The organism is Streptomyces sp. HUAS MG56 (assembly GCF_058673395.1).
The window spans coordinates 202137-226036 of the sequence record NZ_CM178722.1; the positions used below are offsets into that span (position 1 = coordinate 202137).

A 23900-nucleotide genomic window follows, 5' to 3' on the forward strand; every position below is an offset into this window, starting at 1 on the left:
GGCACGTCCATCCCGATCTCGTCGAAGAGGGGCCCGCGACATGCGACAGGCTTGTGGGAAACGACCCCACGCCGTCGGGACCGGCCGCACACCTCTGCGACGAAGCCGCGACAGAGCCACCGGGCGCGCCGGGGGGCCGGTCGGCCCCTGCCAGCGGTACGGATGGCACACCCCCTGCCACGGGTCGCCCGGTCACCATGAAGCTCAGAGCGTCAGGGAGGTGGGTCCCGTGGCGAATCTCGGGAACCAGGTGACACCACCACATTCACAAAGGAAGGCTGAAGGCGTCATGGTCCAGACATCATGGACGACCACCGGCGTGTTCACCGGGCAGGGGGGCGTGCGTACCGACGAGGCCGGAACCGTGACCGGGGACTTGACCGTGCACACGACGTGGGACGGCAAGCAGGCCGTTGTCCAGGTCCAGTACAGCGGCACCTCCCTGTGGTTCACGCTGACCGGCAGCCCGGTCCCCTGCCCCTCTCGACAGGGCAGCCGTGACCTGCACCAAGCCGTGGTGGAAGCGGTACGGGCCGGCGGCGGCACCACCGTTCCGCAGCACGACGAGCTGTGGGCACGGCCTCTGAGCACCGGGCCGGAGAACCGGCGTTGATCCACATCCCTGAACCACGGCCAGTTCAGCCCTCGCGCCGACGAGAGCACGGGCCAGGGCCCTGTCGGCTCGTTCCCTGCTGGCCTCCCGCATTCCGCAGGAACGCAGTTCCTGTTCGGTGAGGGCACGTTGGCCGGGAGCCCGAGCCGGCCCACAGGCGGAACGGCGACTCGGGGTGGTCATCGAGGGAGAGGACCTTGACCCTGGCGCGTTGCAGCGCGTGCAGCAGAGGCAGGCGTCCGTGCGCGGTGAACACAGTCCGACCCTGCGTGCCGGGCGCGTCCGCGCCGCCGACAGCGGGGCGTGCCAAGATACCGCCGCATCCCGACACGTTCGGGTCGGCGTGCCGCGGTCTTTCCCACTCCAGGATCCGCCTGTCTCACGGGCTGTTGAAGCCCCACGGAGGCAGGAACGGGCCGCACGCCGACAAATTCGGAAGTGGTCCGGAATGACGGGCTCAGCGAAATGAGGATGGAGGTGCGGAGCGCATGGCGTTGCTCGCCCTGCCACGCCGTGCCCCGCCGCGGCAAGGAGGCCGCTGATGTACTTCGTTGATCACCGAGATACGGCCGACAGTTGGCAGCCCGACTGAAGCACATCAAGGATTCCGACGTCGTCGTGCTGGGGCTGCTCCGCGGAGGGGACCCGGTCGCCGCACGGGCCGCCCAGGCCCTCGGCGCATCGCTGGATGTCTCGACCTGCATGCCGGCGTCCCGCCGCACGGACAACCGGGTCCATGGCCGATCACCCAGACCCACGGTCGAAGGAACCCTCCCGTCGGCCCACAGCGAGACGGCGTGCGCACCTGTCAGTCGACCCCTGTTCGCCGGCGGACGGTGGCCGCGAGCCTGGGCGGGCTGTGGCCGGGCGGCCCCATCAGGGCCATTCGGCCCCTGCCGCCCAGGAGCGACCGGGTTGAGGCTGGCAGACGGGGGTTCATGCCGGCCGAAGGGCGTGGGATCGGTGATCACACGAGTGCGGATGCCGCACCGGCACCTGACGCCGCCCGCCAGGCCCGGGCCACCGCGCGAGCCGCCCAGTCCTCCGTCCCGGCAGCCTCAGCCGTTTGGCGGACGGTGGATGGTGTGGTGGATCCTGATGACGCTCGTCACAGTCCTGCTGCTCTCGCGCGCCCGCTCCGGGCCTCACACGACATCACTGACCTACAGCGACTTCGTCGGCAAGGTCGGCGCCAGCCAGGTACAGACGGTCGACATCAACGACAAAGGCACGGTCAGCGGCACCCTGAAGGACGGCACGAAGTTCACCACCCAGATCCCCACCGCGCTGGGCACCGGGGCCCAGCTCCAACAGCAGCTGACCTCGCACCACGTGCAGATCAAAGCCAGCCAGAGCAGCGGCGGCGGCTCGGCGTGGCCGTCCGTGCTGTTCTCGTTCCTGCCGTTCCTGCTGCTGATCGGCTTCTTCGTGTGGATGGGACGCCGGGCCGCAGGGTCGGTGACCGGCGGGCTCAGCGCCATCGGACGCTCTCGCGCGAAGATCATCGAGGCGGAGCGGCCCACCACCGGCTTCCACGACATCGCCGGCTACGACGGGGTCAAGCAGGAGATCAGCGAGGTCGTCGACTTCCTTCGCAACCCCGCCCGCTACACCGCCGCAGGTGCCAAGGGGCCCCGTGGCGTGATCATGGTCGGACCGCCCGGCACCGGCAAGACACTCTTCGCGCGAGCGGTCGCCGGTGAGGCGGACGTGCCGTTCCTGTCGGTCACCGGCTCCGCGTTCGTGGAGATGTTCGTCGGAGTCGGCGCCTCCCGGGTACGCGACCTGTTCGACCAGGCCCGCAAACGCGGCCCCTCGATCATCTTCATCGACGAGATCGACGCGCTCGGGTCACGTCGCGCCGGCGGGGCCCGGCTGGGGGCCAACGACGAACGCGAACAGACCCTCAACCAGCTGCTGTCCGAGATGGACGGCTTCGACCAGTCCAGCGGCATCGTCGTCCTCGCCGCCACCAACCGTCCCGACGCCCTCGACCCGGCCCTGCTGCGCCCCGGCCGTTTCGACCGGCAGGTCACCGTGCCGCTGCCCAACCAGTCCGAGCGGGCTGCGATCCTCGCCGTCCACGCCCGTGACAAGTTCCTGGCTCCGGATGTAGACCTGGATGCCGTCGCGCGTGCCACGCCCGGGTTCTCCGGCGCCGATCTCGCCAACCTCGTCAACGAGGGCGCCATCAACGCCGTACGGGAGGACCGCACCCGGATCGAACCGCACGACCTGGATGCCGCCCGCGACCGCGTGCTGCTCGGACGCCGGGAGTCCTCCAACGCGCTGCTGCCCGAGGAACGCCGCTCGGTGGCTGTCCACGAATCGGGGCACGCGCTGGTCGCGGCATTGTGCGAGCATGCCGACCCGGTGGCGAAGGTCACCATCCTGCCGGCCGGCGTCACCCTCGGCGTCACCGAACAACTCCCCGAAGCCGAACGCCACTTGTACAGCGAGAGTTACCTGACCGACCTGCTGACCGTGCGCCTGGGCGGGCGCGCGGCCGAACTCGTGGTCTTCGGCGAGGGATCGACGGGAGCCGCCAACGACCTGGCCGGAGCCACCCAGATCGCCACCCGCATGGTCCGCGAGTTCGGTCTCTCCCCCGAACTCGGCCCCATCGGCTACGCCTCCACCCACCCACACTTCCTCGGTGAGACCACCGACGAGCCCGGCCGCCCGGCGTACTCGGAGCAGACCCAGCGCATCGTCGACGAAGAGGTCGCCCGCCTGCTGCGCCAGGCCGAACATCGCGCGATCACGCTGCTCCGCGGTCACCGGCCCGCCTTGGAACGCCTGGCCGGACGACTGGTCGCCCACGAGACCGTCGACGGCTCCGTCGTCCTCGACGTCCTGCGCCAAGAACGCCCTCCGGCCGACGGAAGAGACGACGACCACGCCGTCGACGCATCATCGTCCCCCGGACATCCGCGGCCGGGAGTTCACACGCCGCCTCGTTGAACATCAGGCGGCACGCGTCGTCATCCTCAACCGTCGACGGTGGCGTCGTGGAGTCGGGGCCGAGGCAGGTGGCCATGCCTGTGAAGCGCGATGCCGGAGTTGCGGCCTGGATCGGGTCCCGGCAGGCTGGATCTGGCAATCGACCTTGATGACGCGAAGAGGTGATCGGGTTGCTGGACCATGCGCGCCCGGTCGCCCCTGCTCGACGTTGGTGTGGGTGACGCGTGCCGCCTCACGAGCCGGCATCCCGGTCAGTCCCGTCCGGGATTCTTCAACGACCGCCCGAGCCAAGCACCAGCCGGACGGGAATTGGCTTCGCCATCCCCGTCCCACTCTGTAGCGGCGGTCCGGAGTACTTCTTCGTGGCACACGCTGCGGACTCCCCGCTCCCGCGGTGGTGTCCGGTGGCCTGATGGTCCGCCGTGGCCCACATGGGTGACGTGTACGACCGCGGTCGCCACAGCCCGCCGTCGGTGACAAGGAGCCACAGAGCCATGGGTGGAAAGCAGAGGGCACTCGTCGTACTGGCCGTGACTGCGCTGGCAGCCGGACTCACCAGCCCCGCCTTCGGGGCCGGCGACGCTCACTCGCCGGCCCCGCCCACCACGGCCACGGGGTCAGGGGCATCGGTCGTGGAATGGAACCGCGAGCTCATCACCATCCTCGCCGATCCGAAGGCGCAGCCGGCCACCGTCCAGCCCACGCGCAGCTTCGCTCTCCTCCAGGCCGCCGAGTACGACGCGGTGGTTTCGATCACCCGCTCCGGCCCCGCCTACCTGTTCTCGACGCGGGCGCCGCAAGGCGCTCGTGCCGATGCCGCGGCCGACCAGGCGGCCCACGATGTGCTGGTAGCCCTGTACCCGGCCGAGCGCCCAGGCGTGGACCAGTTGCTGAGCGGCCAGTTGTCCGCGATTCCGGGCGGCCCGGACAAGCAGGCGGGCATGACCGTGGGTGCCGCGGTCGCCCGTCGGCTGATCAGCATGCGGGCCCACGACGGGTCCTCGGCGAAGCCGCCGCCGTTCCGCGCCGGCGACAGTGCCGGAGACTACCGGCCCACCCCTCCCGACTTCCCGGCACCGGCGTTCACCAACTGGGGCTCGGTCCAGCCGTTCGTGCTGACGAGCGGACGCCAGTTCCGCCCGGCAGCGCCGCCGGCCGTGAGCAGCGCCGCGTACGCCACGGCCTTGAACGAGGTCAAGAGCCTGGGGAGCAAGACCAGCACCGCCCGCACCGCCGAGCAGACCGCCGCCGCAAAGTTCTGGGCGGCGGCACCCGTCTGGAAGGTCTGGAACCAGATCGCGCAGAACCTTGCCACCTCCACGAACGCGAGCCTGGAGAACACGGTGAAGGTCTTCGCCCGGCTCGACCTGTCCCTCGCCGACACCGCGATCGCGCTGTACGACGCCAAGTACGCCTACCGCGTCTGGCGGCCCGTGACGGCCATTCGTCTCGGCGGTACGCACTACAGCCCGCGCATCGTCGGGGATCCCCACTGGACCCCTCTGCTGACGACCGCCCCGGACCCGTCGTATCCCAGCGCTCACGCCGCCCTCAGCCAGGCGGCGGCAACGACGCTCACCGGGTTCTACGGCGCGCGGCACCATCTCGCGGTGACGTCGAAAGGCATCACCCGAACCTATGCAGGCTTCCAGGACGCCGCCACCGAGGCGTGGCTCAGCCGGATCTGGTCCGGCCAGCACACCTCGATCGACAACCACGCGGGACAGCAACTCGGCACGCGCGTCGCCGACTTCGTGGCAGGTCGCCTCTGACCGTCCGCACCGGGCGACCTGCACGACCACACACCTGCCCGACCTGAATCAGTCCGGTCGGGAAGCGGGAAAGGGAGCAGAGCCGTGCCCATCTCTCGTCGCGACGCCCTCAGGCTGGGTGGCGCGTTCGTGCTGGCCGGAGCGGGCGCCGGTGGGGTTGCAGGCTGCGACGCGCAGGTGGCGACGAGCGCGGCCGCTCTCTCGCGCAAGGCGGACCACACGCTGCGGATCGCAACCGGGCTCATCGAAATCGCCCCGGGTACGGTCGTGTCGACCACGACGTACAACGGCCAGTTTCCCGGTCCGCTGCTGCGGTTGACCGAGGGCCGTCCGGTCGTGGTCGACGTGCACAACGACACCGGCACTCCCGAACTGCTGCACTGGCACGGCCAGCGGGTTCCTGCCGAGGTGGACGGGGCCGCCGAGGAGGGCACTCCATACATTCCCGCGCATGGGATGCGGCGCCTGTCGTTCACCCCCGGACCGGCAGGATTCCGCTTCTACCACACCCATGTGACTGCACACGGTGACCTGACCCGCAGTACGTACTCCGGCCAGGCCGGCCCGGTCTACATCGAGCCGAAGACCAACCCCGGAGCCTACGACCAGGAGGTGTTCCTGACGCTGAAGGAGTTCGAGCCCTTCCTCAGCCACGGCGGGGACGTCGTCCAGACCTTCCTGGCCGGCACCCCGGTGCCGGACCTGAAGCACCGGGGCGAGAAGGCGGTGGCCGACTCACTGGCCCGCGGCATGCCACGCGGATACGAAGTCGGCTACCGCGTCTTCAGCGTCAACGGCCGCAAGCTCGGCCACGGCCCGCCGGTCAAGGTCAGGACCGGGCAACGCGTGCTGTTCCACGTCCTCAACGCCAGCGCCACCGAGATCCGCAGCCTGGCCCTGCCCGGCCACACCTTCGAGGTCGTCGCGCTCGACGGCAATCCGGTGCCCCGCCGGGCCGAGGTGCCGGTGCTGTGGATCGGCACCGCGGAACGCGTCTCAGCCGTCGTGGAGATGAACCACCCGGGTGTCTGGCTGCTCGGAGACACGTCGGACGACGACCGCAACGCCGGCATGGGCATCGTGGTAGAGTACGCCGGCCGCAGCGGCTCCCCGCAGTGGATCGCGCCACCCGCATTCACCTGGGACTACCGCATCTTCGCCGAAGGCGGCTCCACGAATCAGCGACCCGACCGCACGATCGACCTGCTCGTGGAGAAACGCAACGCCGCAGACAAGGGATTCAACATCTGGCCCCTCAACGGCGTCCCCTTCTCACCGGAGACCAACAAGCCGGTACTGGAAGTCCAGCAAGGCAGGCGGTACCGGCTACGGCTGCGCAACGCCAGCGACGACATCCACCCTCTCCACCTGCACCGCCACACCTTCGAGGTCACCCAGATCGCCGGCACCCCCACGCACGGCCTGCGCAAAGACATCGTCATGCTCGGCGGCTACCAGACACTCGACGTCGACTTCACCGCCGACCAGCCGGGACTGTCCCTGTTCCACTGCCACCAACAGCTGCACATGGACTACGGCTTCATGATCCTGCTGCGCTGCTCCTGACGGGCCCACCCGAGTTGCGACCGGGCTGGCAGCCCTGCTGCGTTCACAGCACGACCCGCACGGCGGGACACAGCCGTGAGGTGAGGTCGGCCAGTAGTCGATCGACGCGTGCGGGAGTGCGTAGGAACCGAGAGAGGGCGACGAATGCGGCTGCGTGCCGGATCTGACGGTTCAGCGGTCCGCCGACCACCACGGTCGATCCAGAACTGCCAACGACCAGTCCTGCGGGGCAAGCGGCAGAGCCCCCGGCGTGTTCAGGCAATGCGCGGCGTCCTGCCACAGGATCTGGGGTGGCGGGGGGATTGCCCACGGACCCGCGCGCCCAGCTAGGGAATGACGATCCCGTGTTCCCGCACCCCGGGCCGCGGCGGGAGTCCGGGCAGGGCGACCCGTGCCGGTCCCTCCGCGAGTGCGGCTGCGCGACGGTGGAGCCCTGCGGCAGCGGCCACGTAGTCCCGGGCCGTGAGCAGCCCCACGAGTTGTCCACGCCGGTCTGTGACCGGCAGGGCGTCGGTGTCCTCCTCCGTCATGACGGCCGCCGCGTGCGACAGGGCCTCGTCGGGGTGGAGCCTCACGCTCCGGCGAGGGTGTACGAGGTCGCGCACTCTTCGCCGGGGCAGCGCGGCTCCCGCGCAGGCCACCGCAAGCTCGGCCCGGTCCAGGACACCGGCGCAGCAACCGTCCGCCCGCACCACGGGCAGCGCTCGCTGCCCCGATCGTTCCAGGACCTCCCAGGCCATCGTCAGCGTCTCGTCCTCACTGACCGAGTACGGCGCGGGGTCCATCAGGCTCCGCACCACGGGGTTCTCCACCACGGTCGCCTCCCTGCGCTGTCGTGGGGCGCTCGGCTCCGCTGCGTGCTCTTGCACACTGGCCTCTCAGGACGGCCTTGTCACGGGGCCACATGGCCCTGAAAACAGCGATCGGACCCGCACCCGCCCAACGCCCGGCGTCCCTCGTGACACACAGCGGGACGGCGGCATGCGTCACAGCAGCCCGTCCCAGTCGCACCAGCCTCAGCTGCGTCCGGCCCACGGATCCCGGCGACGAGTTCGGAGCTGAACGCGGTGCGACCTGCACGGGCAGACGTCGGCCTGAACAGGACACCGGGGCCACTCGGCCCGGGCGCTTGCCCTCTCAGCCCCTGTGGCCCAGGGAGCACGCGCCCGACGCTGAAGGGGGAAGCGCGGAGGGAGATCTCGCGATGACCGGCATCCAGGAAGCCCCGGCGCACGCGCTGCTGAGCGACGGCACCACCGTGCGGATACGGCAGGCGGGTCCGGCGGACCGCGAAGACGTGCTGCGGCTGTACGAGGAGATGTCGCCGGAGAACCTGCGGCTGCGGTTCTTCTCCGTCAGCCCGGCCGCCGCCCGGAAGGCCGCAGATCGGGTGGCCGAGGGAGTACGGCCCGCTTACCGCGCGCTGGCCGCCGAGTACGAGGGACGTCTGGTCGGCCTGGCCGAATACGAGGTTCTGCCAGCGGGCAGCACCGCCGAGGTCGCGCTGGCCGTCGCCGACGGCTGGCATCACCGGGGTGTGGCCACCCTGTTGCTGGAGCACCTGGCGGACGCGGCGCGTACGGCGGGCGTAACAGCGTTCACCGCGGACGCCTTGTCCGAGAACCACGAGGTGCTGAAGGTCTTCCACGATCTGGGGCTGCTCGTCACCCGTCGCTTCGACGGTCCCGAGGTGCACTGCACAGTCGAACTCGCCGAGGGCAACACGTACTTGGACGCCGTCGACGCCCGGGGACGGGTCGCCGACGTCGTCAGCATGCAGCCGCTGCTGCGGCCGAGAGCCGCCGTGGTGATCGGCGCCGGTCGCAGGCCCGGCTCCGTGGGGCGGGCGATCCTGCGGAACCTGCGCACCGGTCACTACGCCGGGCCGGTCTTCGCCGTACACCCGGACGCCGGTGCGATCGCCGGAGTGCACGCCTACCGGTCCGTCGCCGACCTGCCACAAGTGGCCGACCTGGCCGTGATCGCCGTGCCGGCCGCAGCCGTTCCCGAGGTGGCCGAGGAGTGCGGGAAGGCGGGCGTGAGGGCTCTGCTGGTGGTGTCCGCGGGCCTGGACCGGCATCAGTCCGGTGCCCTCATCCAGGCATGCCGGCGGCACGGTATGCGGCTCGTCGGCCCGAACTGTCTGGGGCTGGCCAACACCGAGGCGGACGTCCGTCTCGACGCGATCTTCGCCGCGCATCACCCTGGTCCCGGCACGGCAGGGGTCGCCGTACAGTCCGGCGGTGTGGGCATCGCCCTGCTGGAGGGGCTCTCCCGGCTCGGCATCGGCGTTTCGAGTTTCGTGTCGCTCGGCGACAAGTACGACGTCAGCGGCAACGACATGCTCCAGTGGTGGGAGAGCGACGGGCGCACCGACATGGCGCTGCTGCACCTGGAGTCCTTCGGCAACCCGCGCGCCTTCTCGCGTACCGCGCGCCGGGTGGCCCGCTCCATGCCGGTGCTCACCGTCGACGCGGGCAGGTCCGAGGCCGGACGGCGCGGCGCCGCCTCGCACACCGCGGCGGCGGCCACCCCGACCATGACCCGGCAGGTCCTGTTCGCCCAGGCCGGCATCACCGCCACCCGAACCATCGGCGAACTTCTCGACACCGCCGCCCTGCTGCATGCGCAGCCCCTGCCCACGGGCACCAGGGTCGCCGTCGTGAGCAACGCCGCCGGGGTGGGCGTCCTCGCAGCCGACGCTTGCTCAGAAGCCGGACTCGACGTCCCGACGCTCGCCGCCGACCTGGTGGACGAGCTTCTCGATCTGCTGCCGGACGGCGCCACCGCCACCAACCCCGTGGACGTGACCGCGGTGGTCGGCGAGGAGCAACTGCATGCGTGCGTCGGTCTCCTGGCCAGGCACGGGGCCGTCGACGCGGTCCTCGTCACGCTGGTCCCGACGGCCCTCGCCGAAACCACCGGCGAGGACCTCGTCCACACGCTGACGCAGAGCCCGGAGCGGCTCCCCCGCCCGGTTCTCGCGGTACGGCCCACTCAGGCGGCTCGTCGCGAGCTGCTGCCGACCGTCGGCGCGGCCACGACTCCCGCGTACTCGGACGCCGAGGATGCCGCCCGCGCCCTGGCCCACGCCACCGCCCGCACGAAGTGGCTCTCTCGGCTGCCCAGCCCGGTCCCGGAAATGCCGGACGTGGAGACCGCTCGCGCACGTGAGATCGTCGCCGCCTGCCTGGACGACGACCCGGAGGGGGGCTGGCTAGATCCGCAGACGACCGCGGCACTTCTCACCTGCTACAGCATCCCGCAGATCCCGTGGGCATGGGCGCGCGACGAGGACGAGGCCGTCGTCGCGGCCGGACGGCTCGCGGGTCCCGATGGGCGGGTCGTGATGAAGGCCTATTGGCCGGGCTTGCTGCACAAGAGCGAGCAGCGTGCCCTCCACCTGGACCTGCAGAACCCCTCTCAGGTCAGGGCCGCACACCGGGATCTGGTCACTCGGTTCGGCGACCGGTTGACCGGTGTGGTCGTCCAGCCGCTCGCCGAGCGCGGCACCGAGCTGTTCGCCGGGATCGTCAGGGACGAGGTCTTCGGACCGCTCGTCGTGTTCGGGCTCGGCGGTACGGTGACGGAGTTGCTCGCCGACCACGCGGCCCGGCTGGCCCCGCTGACCGAGCTCGACGCCCACGACCTGCTGACCTCGCCTCGCTGCTCCCCACTGCTGTTCGGGTACGCCGGCAGTCCCGCCGCCGACCTCGGCGATCTGGAACAGCTGCTGCACCGTCTGTCACGGATGGCCACGGACCTGCCCCAGCTGGCGGACGCCGATCTCAACCCGGTGCTGGCCGGGCCGCACGGGATCACGACGCTCGACGCCCGCATCCGCCTCGTTCCCCGCCAGGAACACGACCCGTATCTGCGTCGGCTGCGCTGACGGGATCACAGACTTCCGGAGGAGGTCCGCCATGAAACCCACGAAGATCGGCCCCGTCATGACCGACGATGTCGTCACGGTCGGGTACGGCACTCCGTTCAAGGATGTCGTACGTCTCCTGCACGAGCACCGCATCAGCGGGCTGCCGGTGATCGACGAGGACGACAAGGTCATCGGTGTCGTCTCCGAGACCGACCTGATGCAGCGCCAGGCACACCCCTTGGAGCCGAGCGGCCGTCTCGGCGCGTGGGTGCACCGGCTGCGCCGTGGCGCCCGGAAGAGCTCCGCCAGGATGCGTGCGCGTACGGCCGGGGGGCTGATGTCGGCGCCCGCCGTGACGGTGCGCGCGCAGGCGACTCTCCGAGAGGCCGCCCGGTTGATGACGCTGCACGGCATCGAGCGACTGCCCGTGGTCGACGAGGAGGACCGGCTCGTCGGCATCGTCACCCGCCGAGATCTGCTCCAGGTCTTCGTCCGCTCCGACGAAGAGATCCGGCAGGCCGTGCGGAGCGAGGTGCTGGCCGACGCGCTGTGGCTCGGCCCGGACACCGTCCAGGTCGAGGTGTACGACGGTGTGGTCACCCTCACCGGCCGGCTGGAACGCCGCAGCGATGCCGGTGTGGCGGTCGCCATGAGCCGTCGGCTGGACGGGGTCGTCGACGTGGTCGACCACCTCACCTACCGCTTCGACGACCGGCATGCGCGGTCCTCCGGACCCGCCGTGCGCGGTGTGGCCGACGACTGGCTGCGCAACCCGTGAGATGCCGGAGACAGTGGACGCGACCGGGGCGACTCGGGTGTGGGCACACTGCCCGCAAGGACGGTGCCAGGCGGGCAGGGCCTCTCCGGAGCCCGCGCGCGAAGGCGGGAGAGTACGGTCCGGCCGACACCGGCCTCGTGCCGGGACGGGTCGCCGACCGCGATGACCGAGATGCGCGGGGAGACGCTCATGGTGTCTCTCCCTCCAGACGCGTGCCGGCATGGGCCGAAGGGCCCTGGGCGGATCCGAGCGGCCCGTGGTGGCGCGGGCCGGCCGGGCTCACGCTGGGAACAGAGAACCTGAAGGGAGCCGGTGTGATGACCTCCGCCACCACCATGACCGCGGCCCTGTCGGTCGAGCACCGCGACCGCCTGATGCGTCTCGCCCGCGAGGTCTCGTTCGATGCCGGTACCCGCCTGTTCGAGGAGGGCCTGCGTGCCGACCGCTTCTGGATCATCCGCACCGGCACCGTCGCCCTCGACCTGCACGTGCCCGGCCGCCGTTCCGCTGTCGTCGAGTCGCTCGGCCATGGCGAACTGGTCGGCTGGTCCTGGCACTTCCCGCCGTACTCCTGGCACCTGGGTGCCGAGGCCATGAGCCCCGTGCGGGCGTGGGAGTTCAATGCCGAGACCGTGCGAACCATATGCGCCGAGGACCCCGGATTCGGCCGGGCGATCGCGGTCTGGGTCGGACAGGCGGTCGCCCAGCGGCTGCACGCCTCCCGGATCCGGTTGCTCGTTCTCTACGCCCCCTACGGCAGCGGTGACCTGACATGACCGCCCGGCCTCGTGAGGAGGACTTCACGCGGGGCAGCCCGCACCGGGTGAGTGACGTGATGACGCGTGAGGTCGTCGCGGTGGGCCGCGAGGCGCTGTTCAAGGACATCGTCGTGCGCATGGAACAGTGGCAGGTCAGTGCCCTGCCCGTCCTCGAAGGCGACGGCCGGGTGATCGGAGTGGTCTCCGAGGCCGATCTGCTGCCCAAGGAGGAGTTCCGGGACAGCGAGCCGGATCGCTCCACCCAGATGCGCCGCATGTCCGACCTGGCCAAGGCCGGAGCGGCGTCCGCAGAGGAACTGATGAGCGCGCCTGCGGTCACCGTACACTCCGACACCACGCTCGCGGAGGCTGCGCGCATCATGGCTCTGCGGCACGTGAAACGGCTGCCTGTCGTGAACGCCGTGGGTGTCCTCGAAGGCGTCGTCAGCCGCGGGGACCTGCTCAAGGTGTTCCTGCGCCCGGACGACGACCTCACCGACGAGATCCGGCGCGAGGTTGTCGACCGCCTCTTCCCAGCTCCGGTCGAGCCGGTGCACATCATGGTCACCGACGGTTTCGCGACCCTGACCGGACGAGTTCCGGACGCCGCGCGCATTCCGCTCGCCGTCCGCATGGTGCGCGGTGTCGAGGGCGTGGTGGGCGTGGACTGTCGGCTCACGGCAGCCGACGGATAGCACTGTTCACCGGTAGATCAGAACCCGCGGGGAGAAGCCGGAACCCGGACGACCGGGGTGAGCCGTCAGGGCTGCCACCGTCCGGGATGCCTACGCCGTCGTCCGAGGCCGTGGGCGACACCTCGCGGCCGTCTGTCGTGAGGACCTCCTCGGCACGATCGGCATGCGCGTGCCGGGCGATGTCGGTCAGGGCCTCGGCGAGCAACGCCGCAGGAACTCGATGCCCGGCCTGCGCGGCGTACGGCTCGGGATCGTGGTGCCCGGGCTCGTGCGGGTACAGGCGATCACCGAAGCGGTGGCCGAGCGCACACGCGCCGGGGGCTCGGCACGGGCGGAGATCGTGGTACCACACGTGGGCGCCGTCGGGGAACTCCGCCTCACCCGCGAAGAGATGACCCGGATACCCGGATCCTGGCCGAGGCCGGTGAGACGACCGGCGTAGCCCTGGCGTGAGGCCTCCTAGGAGCAGGACGTGACCGGCGTCGTATGGCGCGACGGGATCGGGGGCGGGACTGCTGAGGCGCCGGTAGCCACGGGTGACACAGGCCCTGTCGTTCATCCCCTCCGCGGTGCTCCGGCAGCAGTTGCTCTGGGCCGGAAGTCGCGTCTGCGAGCCGATCGGCCCCTGCCCGAAGGACAACTGCCGCCGGACGATGAGGGCACCACGAACCTGCTTCGTGGCACCGCGAGCGGCGCCGCCCATGGCGGGCGAGGCTCCGCTCAGAGGGTGAGGCGAGGAATCATGAACGAGACCCTGTCCCTCGGCCGGATCGGCGGAGTGCGGGTGGGACTGCACTGGAGTGTGCTGGTCATCGTCGCCCTCGTGACGGTCGCCCTGGCGCGCGGGCGGTTTCCCGTTGCCCACCCCGGCCACTCCGCCGTCGTGTACTGGGCGCTCGCCCTGTTGACCGCGGTCGTCTTCCTCGGTTCACTGCTCGCGCACGAACTGGCGCACGCGGTGGTCGCACGCCGCAACGGCGTTCAGGTCGACGGCATCACCCTGTGGATGCTGGGTGGTGCCGCCCGTCTGCTCGGTGAGGCACCGACACCGGCCGCGGAAGTGCGCATCGCCGGAGTGGGTCCGCTCACGAGCCTGCTGGCCGGAGGCGTGCTCGGCGGAGTCGCCCTGGGGCTGGACGCGCTTCATGCGTCCGGGCTCGTGGTCGAGGCATTCGTCTGGCTGGCCGCGATCAACGTTCTGCTGGCCGTGTTCAACGCACTGCCCGCCGCCCCGCTGGACGGGGGACGGCTGCTGCGCGCGTATGTGTGGCACCGCACCGGCGACCGGCTGCGAGCCACTCGCGGTGCCTCGGCGACGGGCCGGGCACTGGGCTGGCTCATGGTGGTGACCGGATTCGCGGCCGTACTGTTCAGGCACGACTTGTCCGGCCTGTGGCCCGCCCTGATCGGCTGGTTCCTCATCGGTGCGGCCACCGCCGAGGCCCGTCAGGCCGAGATGCGCAGCGTGCTGGCCGGTGTCCCGGTCTGCCGGGTCATGACTGCGGACCCTGTCACCGTGCCGGCCACGGCGACCCTCGCCGACCTCCTCGCGGAGGGGCCCTTCGGCCCGTACCGCCACTCCGCGTTCCCCGTGCTGGCGGCGGACGGCTCGGTGACCGGTGTGCTGACCCTGCGGCGCGTCGACGCGACCCCACCCGAGGCCCGCACGAGCACGAGGGTCCACGACGTGATGCGTCCCCTCGCCGACGTCGTCACGGCCCGACCCGGCGAGCCCGTCCTCGACCTGCTCCCCCGCCTGCAGACAAGCCCTGTACGCCGGGCGTTGGTCCTCGACGAGGGCCGGCTGGTCGGCATCCTCACCATCGCCGACATCACCCGTGCCCTGACCTGGCCGGCCCCGTCCGCCAGAGCCCAGGACCGGTGGCCGCACGGCACCGGCAGATATTCGAAGGAGACGTGATGGCCTGCGCGGTGCCACCCACCGGTCCTACCATGCCGGTTCCCCGTGGCGGCATCGGGGTGACCGGCTGACCGGCATTGAAGCTTTGGAATCAGTCAGGCTCCGGTACGACGGCCACCGGGCACGCGGCATGGTGCAGCACCCCGTGGGCGACGCGGCCGAGTTGCAGCCCGAGGTGACCGTGGCGGCGGCGTGCGCCGACCACCAACAGATCGGCCTCGCGGGAGGCGGCCACGAGGGCGTCACGGGCGTGGGCCTCGACCGTGCGTCGTTGTACCGGCAAGCCCTCCGGTAGGTCACGCAGCGCCTCTTCCAGCGCCTCCGTGGCCTGTTGCTCGTACAGGTGGGCCGGTTCGCCGCTGATCAGCGGCTGACCGGTGGTCGCGTGTACGGGCCGGCGCCAGGCCCGTACGGCCTCCAGCGGCACCCCGTGCAGCAGGGCCTCCTCGGTGGCGAACCGCACGGCGGCGGAGCCCGTCGGCTTCTCACCGACCCCCACGACGATTCGACCGCGTGCCCTCGAACGGGCCTGAGTGTCGTGGCTGCCGCGCACCACGAACACCGGGCAGTGCGCGTGCGCCGCCACCATGACGCTGACGGAGCCCAGCAGCGCCTCCGTCACGCTGCTGCGGCCACGGCAGCCCACGACCACCGCGAGGGCCGTCCGGCTCTCCCGCACGAGCGCGTACTCCGGGGCCTCAGCAGGCAGGTCGGTGGTGACCCGCACTCCCGGCTGGCGACGACGGGCCCGGCTCTCGGCGGTGGCGACGATGTCCTCCCCCGTCACATCCTCCGACGGCTTGTCCACGTCGTGTGCGAAGAGCCCGCCCTCATAGCGCTCCCACAAAGACGCGTACACCAGTCGGAGCCCCGCCCCGCGCAGGGCGGCCTCGTCGGCCGCCCGGTCCACCGCTCTCAGGCTCGGCTCAGAACCGTCGACGCCCACCACGATCGGGAGGTTCATCCTGCTCACGTGCCTTGCGGAATGCGTCAGCCGTGCGCGACGACGGCGACGGGGGCGGTGATGTGGTGCAGGGCGGCATGGGTGACATGGCCGATGTGGGCGCCGAAGGAACCGGTGCGGATACGGCGGCCGACGACGGCCAGGGAGGCGTCTCGGGCGGCGTTGACGAGGACCTGCGCGGCGCTGCCGCACCGGCTCGCCTCGATCACTTCGACGCCCTGGAACTTCTGCCGCCAGGGGCGCAGGGCGTCGGTCAGGGCTGCTGCATGCTCCCGCTCCAGCGAGTCGTAGAGCTCGGCGTCGCCCGGAAAGCGGTAGAAGGAGGTGGGCGGCTCGGGCCAGACATGCACGGCGCGTAGAGGCGCTTCCCTGCGCGCTGCGGCGTCGAAGGCGAATTCCAGCAGCGTGTCGTCCGGGTGATCGATGTCGAGGCCGAGGACGACGGGCCGGAAGGGCGTCGCAGCGGACAGCATGCCCGCAGGGTCCGTCCCGTGCTCGTCGGCGGCCTGTTCCCCGGCCCGCACCAGCACCACCGGCCGTTCCGCGCGCGCCACGACGGCCAGGCTCACCGAGCCGACCAGGAACCCGCCCATGCCGCCGAAGCCGCGCGAGCCCAGCACCAGCAGATCGGCGAAACCAGCCGCCTCGCACAGGATGTCGGCCACGGTTCCGGTGACCTGCTCGGTGCTCACCTCGATGCCCGGGTGCTGGAGACGGACGCCTTCCGCTGCCTGGACCGGCAGCTGCTCGCTCCAGCGCCGGTGGGTCTCGGAACCCAGCGGCGGGGCCTGGGCCACGTGCCTGGGCAGCGGCTCCTGAACATGCACGATCTTCAACGGCAGGCCGCGCAGCAGCGCTTCGCGCGTCGCCCACTCGACGGCGGCCCGGCTCTCGGGCGATCCGTCGAGACCGACGGTGACGGTACGGGACATGGTCTCCACCTCCCGGCGAGGATTCGGTTCCAGCGTGACGACGTGGTCGCGGCTCGGGTCATGGGCCGGACGACCCTGAACAGGACCGATCGACCTACGGGGCGAGGAAGGCGTGGAGGCTGCGGCTTGCGAGCTCCGTGCGACGGTGGATCCTGGGAGCGAACGGCGGAGGGCGAGCGCATGACCGAGGGCCCGGGCAGACGGTTGCCGGGGAGGGCCTGCCTGATGCCCCGGCTCGGCGCGCTGTTCGTCCGCCCACGGGGCCGGCTCAGAGGCGACCTGATCGCGGGCGTGACGGTGGCCGCTTACCTCGTGCCGCAGGTCATGGCCTACGCGGGCGTCGCCGGCCTGCCGCCGGTCGCCGGGCTCTGGGCGATCCTTCCGGCGCTGGGGATGTACGCGCTGTTCGGCTCCTCGCGTCTGCTGTCCGTCGGCCCTGAGTCCACGACAGCGCTGATGACGGCCACGGTGGTCGGACCGCTCGCCGACGGCGCTCCCGGTCGCTACGCCTCGCTGGCGGCGGGCCTCGCCGTCACGGTGGGGATGTTGTGTCTGGCGGCCCGGACGGTCCGGCTGGGCTTTCTCGCGGATCTGCTCTCGCGCCCGGTCCTGATCGGCTATCTCGCGGGCGTGGCGCTGATCATGGCGGTGGACCAGTTGCCGCGGCTCACGGGCGTACGGACCAACAGCTCGGCGTTCTTTCCGCAGCTGTGGTCGTTCTTCACTCACCTGTCGCAGGTTCACCCCGCGACCCTGATTCTCTCCGCCATTGCGCTGGGGTTTCTCGTGGCCGTGGCCCGCTTCGTCCCCGGGCTTCCCGGGCCCCTGATCGCCGTGATTCTCGGTACGGCGGTCGTCGTCGCCCTCGACCTCGACCACCGGTACGGCGTCGAGGTGATCGGTACGGTGCCGTCCGGTGTTCCGTCCCTGGCCCTCCCCGACCTGACCGTGGTGCCGCGCCTGGTGCTGCCCGCCCTCGGCGTGCTGCTCGTCGCGTACACCGACTTCATCCTCACCGCCCGGGCGTTCTCGGATCCCGGCGGTGCGACGGGCACGCTCGATGCCAACCGCGAGTTCCTGGCCCTGGGCGCGGCCAACCTGGGCGCCGGGGTGCTGCACGGCTTCCCTGTCAGCAGCAGCGCCAGCCGCACCGCGCTCGCTTCTTCCGCGGGCGCTCGCAGCCAGGCGTACTCGCTGGTCGCCGGTGCGGTCGTCCTGGCGGTGCTGCTGTTCCTCAGCCCGCTGCTGACCCGCACCCCGGCGGCTGTCCTCGGGGCACTCGTCGTCTATGCCGCCGCGCGCATGATCGACCTCGTCGGCTTCCGCCGACTCGCGTCGTTCCGCCGCCGCGAGCTGCTCCTCGCCCTGGGCTGCCTCGCGGGCGTGCTCGCCCTGGACATCCTCTACGGCGTGCTCGTCGCGGTCGGCCTGTCGGTCGCCGAGTTGCTGACCCGGGTGGCCCGGCCGCACGACGCGATCGAGGGGCTGGTGCCCGGGGTGGCCGGCATGCACGACGTCGACGACTATCCGCAGGCGCGCACGATCCCCGGCCTGCTGGTGTACCGCTACGACTCGCCCCTGTTCTTCGCCAACGCGCAGGACTTCCACCGCCGGGCGCTGGCCGCCGTCGACGAACAGACCGAGCCGGTTCGCTGGTTCGTCCTGAACACCGAGGCCAATGTCGAGGTGGACATCACGGCGCTGGACGCCGTGGACGCCCTGCGCCGCGACCTCACGGGCCGCGGCATCGTGTTCGCTCTCGCCCGCGTCAAGCAGGACCTGCTGGACGACCTGGAGGCGTACGGCCTCGCGGAGTCCGTCGGCGCCGAGCGCATTTTCCCGACCATGCCGACAGCGGTGGCCGCGTACCGGACGTGGTGCCGCGACCGCTGACCGGCGCCCACGTCCGCTCGGCCGGACGTCGCACCGTCGCGGGGCTCGCCGGGGTCGGATGGCCCCTGGCCGCCGCTCCCGCACCGGCACAGGCTGGTGATGGCAGCACCGACGCAGAGTTCATGGAGAGATCATGTACGGCACCGCGCACATCGTCAGCGACGTCATGACCCAGACGGTCGCCGCCGTCGGCCGACGGGCTCCCTTCAAGGAGGTGGCGCAGCTCATGCAGGACCGGCAGGTCAGCGCTCTCCCCGTGATCGAGGGCGAGGGACGGGTGGTCGGTGTGGTGTCCGAGGCCGATCTGCTGACCAAGGAGGAACTCCGGGACGACCCCGATGCGGGCTACCTGCAGCTGCGTCAGCCCGTCGACATGGCGAAGGCCGACGCCCTGACCGCGGGCGACCTCATGTCCTCCCCCGCTGTCACGGTCCGGGCCGGCGCCACCCTCGCCGAGGCCGCGCGCACCATGGCGCGAGCGGGGGTCAAGAGGCTGCCCGTGGTGGACGAGGGAGGTCTGCTGGCGGGCGTCGTCAGCCGGGCCGACCTGCTCAAGGTCTTCCTGCGCGACGACGAGGACATCGCCGAGGAGGTCCGTCGCGAAATCGTGTCGTACCTCTTCCCCCTGTCGTCCTCGGCCGTGCAGGTGGAGGTGCACGACGGTGTCGTCCTCCTGACGGGCCGCGTCCGTGACAGCGCCCTGGTCCCGGTGGCCGCGCGTTTGGTGCGGGCCGTCGAGGGCGTCGTGGACGTTCAGTTCGACCTGGCGCGCGACGACCGTGGGGTGAGTGGGGCCGGTCGACCCTAGGGTGCGGAGCCGGCGGCTGGTGATCGTCCGCAGGCTGTACGTCCCCCCGGGACGAGGGGTCGGCATGACCGACCTACGCACCTTCGGTGAGCAGGACCCCATCCGGGCACGGAACAGACAGCGGCAGAGGTCAGGCGGCGGTAAGAAGGTTCTTCACCTCGACGACGTCGGCGATGTTCTCCACCTCCGCCACCAGCCGCGCCGAACCGGCCGGAGGCATCCGGCCCGTCAGCTCCACGATGCCGTCGTGCACGGCCACCGCCACGGCCTCCCGGTCGCCCGGCGGACAGCAGGCCTCGATCCTGGCCTCGACCTCCGCGCGGATTCCAGCGTCGTCCCTGATGAGGGCCTGCAACAGCGCATTGCGGCGCACGACCCCGACCAGACGCCCCTCGCGGTCGGTGACCGGAACCCTCTTCAGCCGGGACAGTGCGGCAAGCCAGGCGGCCTCGGCGACGGTCGCACCGGGAAGCACCGTGATCGCGGGGCTCGTCATCAGGTCGGCCGCCGTCTCGCCGCGGGCCTTGCCTTCCAGCCGTCGCTCACGCAGCCTGCCGATACGTCCGACCCGGTGGCCGGAGGCCTCGAAGGCGACCTTCGCGAGCAGATCGGACTCCGAGACGACGCCGACCACATGGTCCCCGGCGTCCACGACCGGGGCGGCCCCGACCTGCTCGCGAGCCAGCAGGCGGGCGACCTCGCGGTACGGCAGGTCGTCGGGCACGGAGGCGGCGGGCACGTCCATCACGTCCCGCACCAAGGGGATCCCTGCTTCGGGCGGCGGTTGCGGGGGCGGTCCGGCCGCCGGCGCCGGGCGGGCGGCAGCTTCTGCCGGGGCCTGCCCCTCGGCGCGTGCTTGTGCGGCCGCGGCGGCGGCCACGGCGCCCAGGTAGCGGATCAGCATGTCCTGCCGCGCCGTCTCGCCGGGGCTCCAGCGGCGGGAGGGCAGGGCTCGTCGGGCCGCTGCCTCCGCGGCGAAGTTCTCGTGCTTGTTCACGGCGGCCTCCCGGCTCCGTCGCATCGCCTACCGTCCCAGTCTTGCTCTCGTGCCACCCCTGCCAAGAGCCGAACGGCCCTGGTGGAACGTCGTGACGGCCCCATCCGGTGCGAAGGGGGGCGGAAACGGCGAAACTGAAGGAGCAGCCGACCGCGGGAGGCCGCCGATGAGCCTGCGGGACTTCTTGGAGCGGTTCCGTCCGGTGGGGACACCAGGTGCGTCCGCCACCGGCGTACCCGCCGACCGTACGGCGGAACGCGCCGCCGAACTGGAGCCCGCCCTCGCGCTGTTGACGGACGCGCAGCGGGAGGCGGCACGGATCCGGGCCGCGGCGGACGAGGCGGCCGAGACCGTGCGGCAGGATGCCGCACGCGAGGCGGCACGCATCGTCGCGGCCGCTCAGGAAGGTGCTCCCGAGGTCCGCCGCCGGGCCGCGGAACCCGGCCTCCGCGAAGCCCGGACGGGAGCAGACGCCGTACGCGCCGCCGGAGAACGGGCCGCTGCGGCGGTCAGGGCACGAGCCGGGCAGCGGATGCCGGATCTGGTGGACCGTGCGGTGGCCGACGCGCTGCGCCTGGCCGGCGGCCGGGGCGCGGATGAGGCGCCGTGAGCGCCGGGTGGGTCGCCGGGGCGGTGCGGGCCAAGGCTCTCGTCGGCCGGTACCCCGGCGCAGCCGGAGCACGGGAGATCGCGGCTTGTCACACGCTCGACGACGCTCTGCGAAGCCTGGCGGCGACGCCGTACGCGCGGTACTCACGGACGGCGGTCGGCCTGCCCGAGGCCCAGCACACGGTGACCGCCACGCTGCTGTGGCATCTGCGGGTGCTGGCCGGCTGGCTGCCCCGGGGCGGTGCCCGCCTGCTCGTTCCGCTGGCCGCCGGATTCGAGATCGCCAACGTGTCCTCCCAGCTGCCCGCGCTGAACGGCTACCGCGCGGAGGCCCCGGAGCCGTACCGGCTCGGGGCGCTGGAGACTGCCTGGCGGATTCTGGAGCGCGCCGGGACACCAGCGGAACTGAGGGCCGCGCTCGCCTCCTCGCCCTGGGGCGATCCGGGTGGTGACACGTCCTGGGCCTTGGTCACGGGCATGCGCATGGCCGCCGCGAGGCGCACCGCCGTCGCCGTACCGCCCGCACGCCGCTGGGCCCAGGGGCGCGCGGCGTTGCTGACGGCCCGTGAACTGTTCGTACATCAGCGCTCCCTGCCGGGACCCGCGCGGCGTGACGCGGCACGGCTCCTCGGGGCGCGGGCGGCGACCGCCGCCTCGTACCAGCAGTTCCGTGAGCGTCTCCCCGCCGCGGCCGGTTGGGTCCTGGCGGACGTGCCGGAGCCGGCCGCGCTGTGGAAGGCCGAGGCCCGCTGGTGGCGGACCATGGGCGCCGACGGCGCGGCCATGCTGCGCGACGGCCGGTACGGACCCCGAGTGGTCGTCGGCGCGGTCGCGGTGCTCTCCGTGGACGCGTGGCTGGTGCGGGCGGCCCTGGAGTCGGCGGCCCGGGGAGGACGGCTCGGGGAGGCGTTCGATGCCCTGGTCTGAGGCGATGACGCCGGTCCGGATGCGTCGGGTGGCGGTGATCGTGCCACAGGAGGCGCTGCGTGCCGCCCTGGTGCGGATCGCCGAGACCGGTTGCGTGGAACTGGACCGCGTCGAGGAGGCGGTTCCGGGGGCGGCGGCGGTGCGCCTGCGGCGGCTGCGCGGACGAGCCACGACGGGCGGGGCCGAACCCGCCGCTTCGGCCGCACTGACCGCCACCGCGCCGGACCTCGACCTGCTCGAAGAGCGTCGCGATGTCGAACTGCTGGCCGGGGAGGCCCAGTTGGAGGAGCGCGCGGAAGGCGCGGTACGGCGCGGAGAGGTGGCCGCGCTGGCCGGGTGGTGTCCGGCCACCGAAGTACCCCGCGTCGCCGGCCGGCTGGCCGCCGCGGGTGGCGCGCTGCTGCCGCTGCCGCTCCCTCGCGGCACCGATCCGCCGACGCTGCTGCGGCCGGGCAGGTCCGTCTCCTTGACCCCGTTGGTGACGACGTACGGCACACCGGCATACGCGGACCTGGACCCCACGTGGCCGGCGGGGCTCGCCTATGTCGCGATGTTCGGGATCATGTTCGGCGACGTGGGGCACGGGGCGCTGCTGGTGCTCGGCGCGTTCGGGCTCCGCCTCGGGTGGCCCCGTCGGGCGGCCCGGCTGAGGCGGCTGTGGCCGTTCCTGGCGGGCGCGGGCATCGCGTCCATGCTCGCGGGCGCCGCCTATGGAGAGTTCTTCGGCCCGACCGGGCTGCTGCCGGTGCTGTGGCTGAGCCCGCTGACCGACCCGGCCCGCCTGCTGGCCGCCGCCGTGGTCCTCGGGGCCGCACTGCTCGTCGGCGCGCATGCGGCCGGCGCGGCCAACCGTGTCCGTGAGAACGGCTGGGGGGCAGCACTGTTCGCCGCCTCGGGCTGCGCTGGCCTGCTGTTCTACCTGGGGCTCGCCTCGGTCGCGGCCGGCCTGCTGCTGCACCGGCCGTCTGCAGCACTCGCCGGGGCCACTGTCGCCCTGGCCGGGCTGACACTGGTGGCCCTCGGGCTGTTCAGGGCCACGGCGGGCGGCGGCGCGGGATGGGCCGAGACGGCGGTCCAGCTGTTCGACGTCGTCGTACGCACAGGTACCAACACACTCTCGTTCGCCCGGCTCGCGGCCTTCGGCCTCACCCACGCGGCGCTCGCCGATCTCGTGTGGCGCGGCACCACAGGCCTGGCCGGGCGCGGCGCCGCGGCAACCGTCGGTGCCGTGCTGCTGTTCACGGTGGGTACGGCCGTCTCGTTCGGCCTGGAGGCCCTCGTGGCCGGTGTGCAGGCCCTGCGGCTTGAGTTCTACGAGCTCTTCTCCCGGGTCTTCGGCACCGAGGGCCGTCCCTTCCGTCCCTGGCACGTTCCTCCGGCGGAGCCTGCCGACCACGCTGCGAAGGTGATCCCATGCTCACCTGGCTGATCGTCCTGCCGGTCCTGGTCGCGGTGCTCGGCTCCGTCCGGCTCCTGCGGTGGCGCCGGGCCAGACATGCCTTCCGCTGGCTCCTGGCGACGAACCTGGCCCTGCTGGGCGGCGCCGGTGTCCTCCTGGCCACGGCGCTGGCGAGCCCCGCGCGGGCGTCGGCGCAGGCCGCCACGTCCGGCGCGGTCAACGGGTCCGCGCTGATCGGGGCGGCCATCGCGGTGGCCGGGGCCTCGATCGGGGCCGCCATCGCCGTGGCCTACACGGGTGCCGCGGCACTGGCGGCGCTCAGCGAACGACCCGAGATGTTCGGTCGTGCGATGGTCATCGTCGGTCTGGCGGAGGGCATCGCCGTGTATGGGCTGGTGGTCGCGATCCTGCTGATCGGAAAGGCCTGACG

At 71.8% G+C, this 23900-nt stretch carries 19 protein-coding genes and 1 pseudogene; 16 read left to right on the forward strand and 4 right to left on the reverse strand.

Annotation, left to right across the window (positions count from 1 at the left end; translation table 11 throughout):
* The first annotated feature begins 289 nt into the window (after positions 1-289).
* The 4 genes from AC4OXY_RS01035 (at position 290) to AC4OXY_RS01050 (ending at position 6915) form a co-directional block, all read left to right on the forward strand.
* Entirely contained in the window at positions 290-613 is a 324-nt protein-coding gene (locus AC4OXY_RS01035; RefSeq protein ID WP_356028783.1) for a hypothetical protein, read from the forward strand.
* A gap of 981 nt (positions 614-1594) precedes the next feature.
* A complete protein-coding gene (ftsH, locus tag AC4OXY_RS01040) occupies positions 1595-3577 on the forward strand; it encodes an ATP-dependent zinc metalloprotease FtsH (RefSeq protein ID WP_356028865.1) in 1983 nt (660 codons plus the stop codon).
* Positions 3578-4071: 494 nt separating this feature from the next.
* Positions 4072-5349: a vanadium-dependent haloperoxidase gene (locus tag AC4OXY_RS01045; RefSeq protein ID WP_491992874.1), complete on the forward strand. Its 1278-nt coding sequence runs from the start codon at positions 4072-4074 to the stop codon at positions 5347-5349.
* A gap of 84 nt (positions 5350-5433) precedes the next feature.
* Positions 5434-6915, forward strand: a complete 1482-nt coding sequence (locus tag AC4OXY_RS01050; protein WP_491992875.1) for a multicopper oxidase family protein — start codon at positions 5434-5436, stop codon at positions 6913-6915.
* A gap of 326 nt (positions 6916-7241) precedes the next feature.
* On the opposite strand, the gene AC4OXY_RS01055 is transcribed toward AC4OXY_RS01050, so the two are convergent.
* Positions 7242-7730 (reverse strand): CBS domain-containing protein, encoded by a 489-nt coding sequence (locus AC4OXY_RS01055; RefSeq protein ID WP_491992876.1) that lies wholly within the window; start codon positions 7728-7730, stop codon positions 7242-7244.
* Between the two features lie 389 nt (positions 7731-8119).
* Here AC4OXY_RS01055 and AC4OXY_RS01060 point away from each other — a divergent pair, with 389 nt between their 5' ends.
* From AC4OXY_RS01060 to AC4OXY_RS01085, 6 genes and pseudogenes are all read left to right on the forward strand, one after another.
* Positions 8120-10807 (forward strand): bifunctional acetate--CoA ligase family protein/GNAT family N-acetyltransferase, encoded by a 2688-nt coding sequence (locus AC4OXY_RS01060; protein ID WP_491992877.1) that lies wholly within the window; start codon positions 8120-8122, stop codon positions 10805-10807.
* 31 nt (positions 10808-10838) lie between these two features.
* Positions 10839-11567, forward strand: coding sequence for a CBS domain-containing protein (locus tag AC4OXY_RS01065; RefSeq protein ID WP_491992878.1), 729 nt, complete (start codon positions 10839-10841; stop codon positions 11565-11567).
* Positions 11568-11884: 317 nt separating this feature from the next.
* Positions 11885-12343, forward strand: coding sequence for a cyclic nucleotide-binding domain-containing protein (locus AC4OXY_RS01070; protein WP_491992879.1), 459 nt, complete (start codon positions 11885-11887; stop codon positions 12341-12343).
* Positions 12340-13020: a CBS domain-containing protein gene (locus AC4OXY_RS01075; RefSeq protein ID WP_491992880.1), complete on the forward strand. Its 681-nt coding sequence runs from the start codon at positions 12340-12342 to the stop codon at positions 13018-13020. Before AC4OXY_RS01070 ends, AC4OXY_RS01075 begins: the two co-directional genes overlap by 4 nt.
* Before the next feature lie 214 nt (positions 13021-13234).
* Positions 13235-13423 (forward strand): annotated as a pseudogene (locus tag AC4OXY_RS01080) (hypothetical protein); the annotation flags it as partial.
* Positions 13424-13762: 339 nt separating this feature from the next.
* Entirely contained in the window at positions 13763-14941 is a 1179-nt protein-coding gene (locus AC4OXY_RS01085) for a site-2 protease family protein (RefSeq protein ID WP_362820994.1), read from the forward strand.
* Between the two features lie 91 nt (positions 14942-15032).
* Here the strand turns inward: AC4OXY_RS01085 and AC4OXY_RS01090 are convergent, their stop codons facing one another.
* Both AC4OXY_RS01090 and AC4OXY_RS01095 read right to left on the reverse strand, forming a co-directional pair.
* Positions 15033-15905, reverse strand: a complete 873-nt coding sequence (locus AC4OXY_RS01090) for a universal stress protein (protein WP_362821101.1) — start codon at positions 15903-15905, stop codon at positions 15033-15035.
* A 26-nt stretch (positions 15906-15931) separates the two neighbouring features.
* Positions 15932-16837, reverse strand: a complete 906-nt coding sequence (locus tag AC4OXY_RS01095; protein ID WP_491992881.1) for a universal stress protein — start codon at positions 16835-16837, stop codon at positions 15932-15934.
* 180 nt (positions 16838-17017) lie between these two features.
* Here AC4OXY_RS01095 and AC4OXY_RS01100 point away from each other — a divergent pair, with 180 nt between their 5' ends.
* Complete coding sequence (locus AC4OXY_RS01100) at positions 17018-18730, forward strand: SulP family inorganic anion transporter (protein WP_491992882.1); 1713 nt, start codon at positions 17018-17020, stop codon at positions 18728-18730.
* Positions 18731-18863: 133 nt separating this feature from the next.
* Positions 18864-19538, forward strand: a complete 675-nt coding sequence (locus AC4OXY_RS01105; protein WP_491992883.1) for a CBS domain-containing protein — start codon at positions 18864-18866, stop codon at positions 19536-19538.
* A 130-nt stretch (positions 19539-19668) separates the two neighbouring features.
* On the opposite strand, the gene AC4OXY_RS01110 is transcribed toward AC4OXY_RS01105, so the two are convergent.
* The gene (locus AC4OXY_RS01110) at positions 19669-20535 is read right to left on the reverse strand and encodes a CBS domain-containing protein (protein WP_356028814.1); all 867 of its coding nucleotides are present in this window, start codon (positions 20533-20535) and stop codon (positions 19669-19671) included.
* A 166-nt stretch (positions 20536-20701) separates the two neighbouring features.
* Between AC4OXY_RS01110 and AC4OXY_RS01115 the strand changes: the two genes are divergently transcribed.
* From AC4OXY_RS01115 to AC4OXY_RS01130, 4 genes are read left to right on the forward strand one after another with little or no spacing between them, the layout of a single operon-like run.
* Complete coding sequence (locus AC4OXY_RS01115) at positions 20702-21145, forward strand: hypothetical protein (protein WP_356028816.1); 444 nt, start codon at positions 20702-20704, stop codon at positions 21143-21145.
* Positions 21142-22071, forward strand: a complete 930-nt coding sequence (locus AC4OXY_RS01120) for a hypothetical protein (RefSeq protein WP_356028819.1) — start codon at positions 21142-21144, stop codon at positions 22069-22071. The genes AC4OXY_RS01115 and AC4OXY_RS01120 overlap by 4 nt, the downstream gene beginning before the upstream one ends.
* Positions 22058-23500, forward strand: a complete 1443-nt coding sequence (locus AC4OXY_RS01125; RefSeq protein ID WP_491992884.1) for a V-type ATPase 116kDa subunit family protein — start codon at positions 22058-22060, stop codon at positions 23498-23500. The genes AC4OXY_RS01120 and AC4OXY_RS01125 overlap by 14 nt, the downstream gene beginning before the upstream one ends.
* Positions 23485-23898 carry an ATP synthase subunit C gene (locus tag AC4OXY_RS01130; protein WP_491992885.1) on the forward strand — a complete coding sequence of 138 codons (414 nt, stop codon included), beginning with the start codon at positions 23485-23487 and terminating at the stop codon, positions 23896-23898. Before AC4OXY_RS01125 ends, AC4OXY_RS01130 begins: the two co-directional genes overlap by 16 nt.
* Positions 23899-23900: the final 2 nt, after the last annotated feature.

Excerpts from the sequence above, each read along its gene's own strand:
- AC4OXY_RS01125 (WP_491992884.1), top strand. The coding sequence starts at position 22,058 with ATGCCCTGGTCTGAGGCGATGACGCCGGTCCGGATGCGTCGGGTGGCG.
- AC4OXY_RS01070 (WP_491992879.1), top strand. The coding sequence starts at position 11,885 with ATGACCTCCGCCACCACCATGACCGCGGCCCTGTCGGTCGAGCACCGC.
- AC4OXY_RS01085 (WP_362820994.1), top strand. The coding sequence starts at position 13,763 with ATGAACGAGACCCTGTCCCTCGGCCGGATCGGCGGAGTGCGGGTGGGA.
- AC4OXY_RS01035 (WP_356028783.1), top strand. The coding sequence starts at position 290 with ATGGTCCAGACATCATGGACGACCACCGGCGTGTTCACCGGGCAGGGG.
- AC4OXY_RS01115 (WP_356028816.1), top strand. The coding sequence starts at position 20,702 with ATGAGCCTGCGGGACTTCTTGGAGCGGTTCCGTCCGGTGGGGACACCA.
- AC4OXY_RS01075 (WP_491992880.1), top strand. The coding sequence starts at position 12,340 with ATGACCGCCCGGCCTCGTGAGGAGGACTTCACGCGGGGCAGCCCGCAC.
- AC4OXY_RS01095 (WP_491992881.1), bottom strand. The coding sequence starts at position 16,837 with ATGTCCCGTACCGTCACCGTCGGTCTCGACGGATCGCCCGAGAGCCGG.
- AC4OXY_RS01060 (WP_491992877.1), top strand. The coding sequence starts at position 8,120 with ATGACCGGCATCCAGGAAGCCCCGGCGCACGCGCTGCTGAGCGACGGC.
- AC4OXY_RS01130 (WP_491992885.1), top strand. The coding sequence starts at position 23,485 with ATGCTCACCTGGCTGATCGTCCTGCCGGTCCTGGTCGCGGTGCTCGGC.
- AC4OXY_RS01045 (WP_491992874.1), top strand. The coding sequence starts at position 4,072 with ATGGGTGGAAAGCAGAGGGCACTCGTCGTACTGGCCGTGACTGCGCTG.
- AC4OXY_RS01090 (WP_362821101.1), bottom strand. The coding sequence starts at position 15,905 with ATGAACCTCCCGATCGTGGTGGGCGTCGACGGTTCTGAGCCGAGCCTG.
- AC4OXY_RS01065 (WP_491992878.1), top strand. The coding sequence starts at position 10,839 with ATGAAACCCACGAAGATCGGCCCCGTCATGACCGACGATGTCGTCACG.
- AC4OXY_RS01100 (WP_491992882.1), top strand. The coding sequence starts at position 17,018 with ATGACCGAGGGCCCGGGCAGACGGTTGCCGGGGAGGGCCTGCCTGATG.
- ftsH (WP_356028865.1), top strand. The coding sequence starts at position 1,595 with ATGCCGCACCGGCACCTGACGCCGCCCGCCAGGCCCGGGCCACCGCGC.
- AC4OXY_RS01105 (WP_491992883.1), top strand. The coding sequence starts at position 18,864 with ATGTACGGCACCGCGCACATCGTCAGCGACGTCATGACCCAGACGGTC.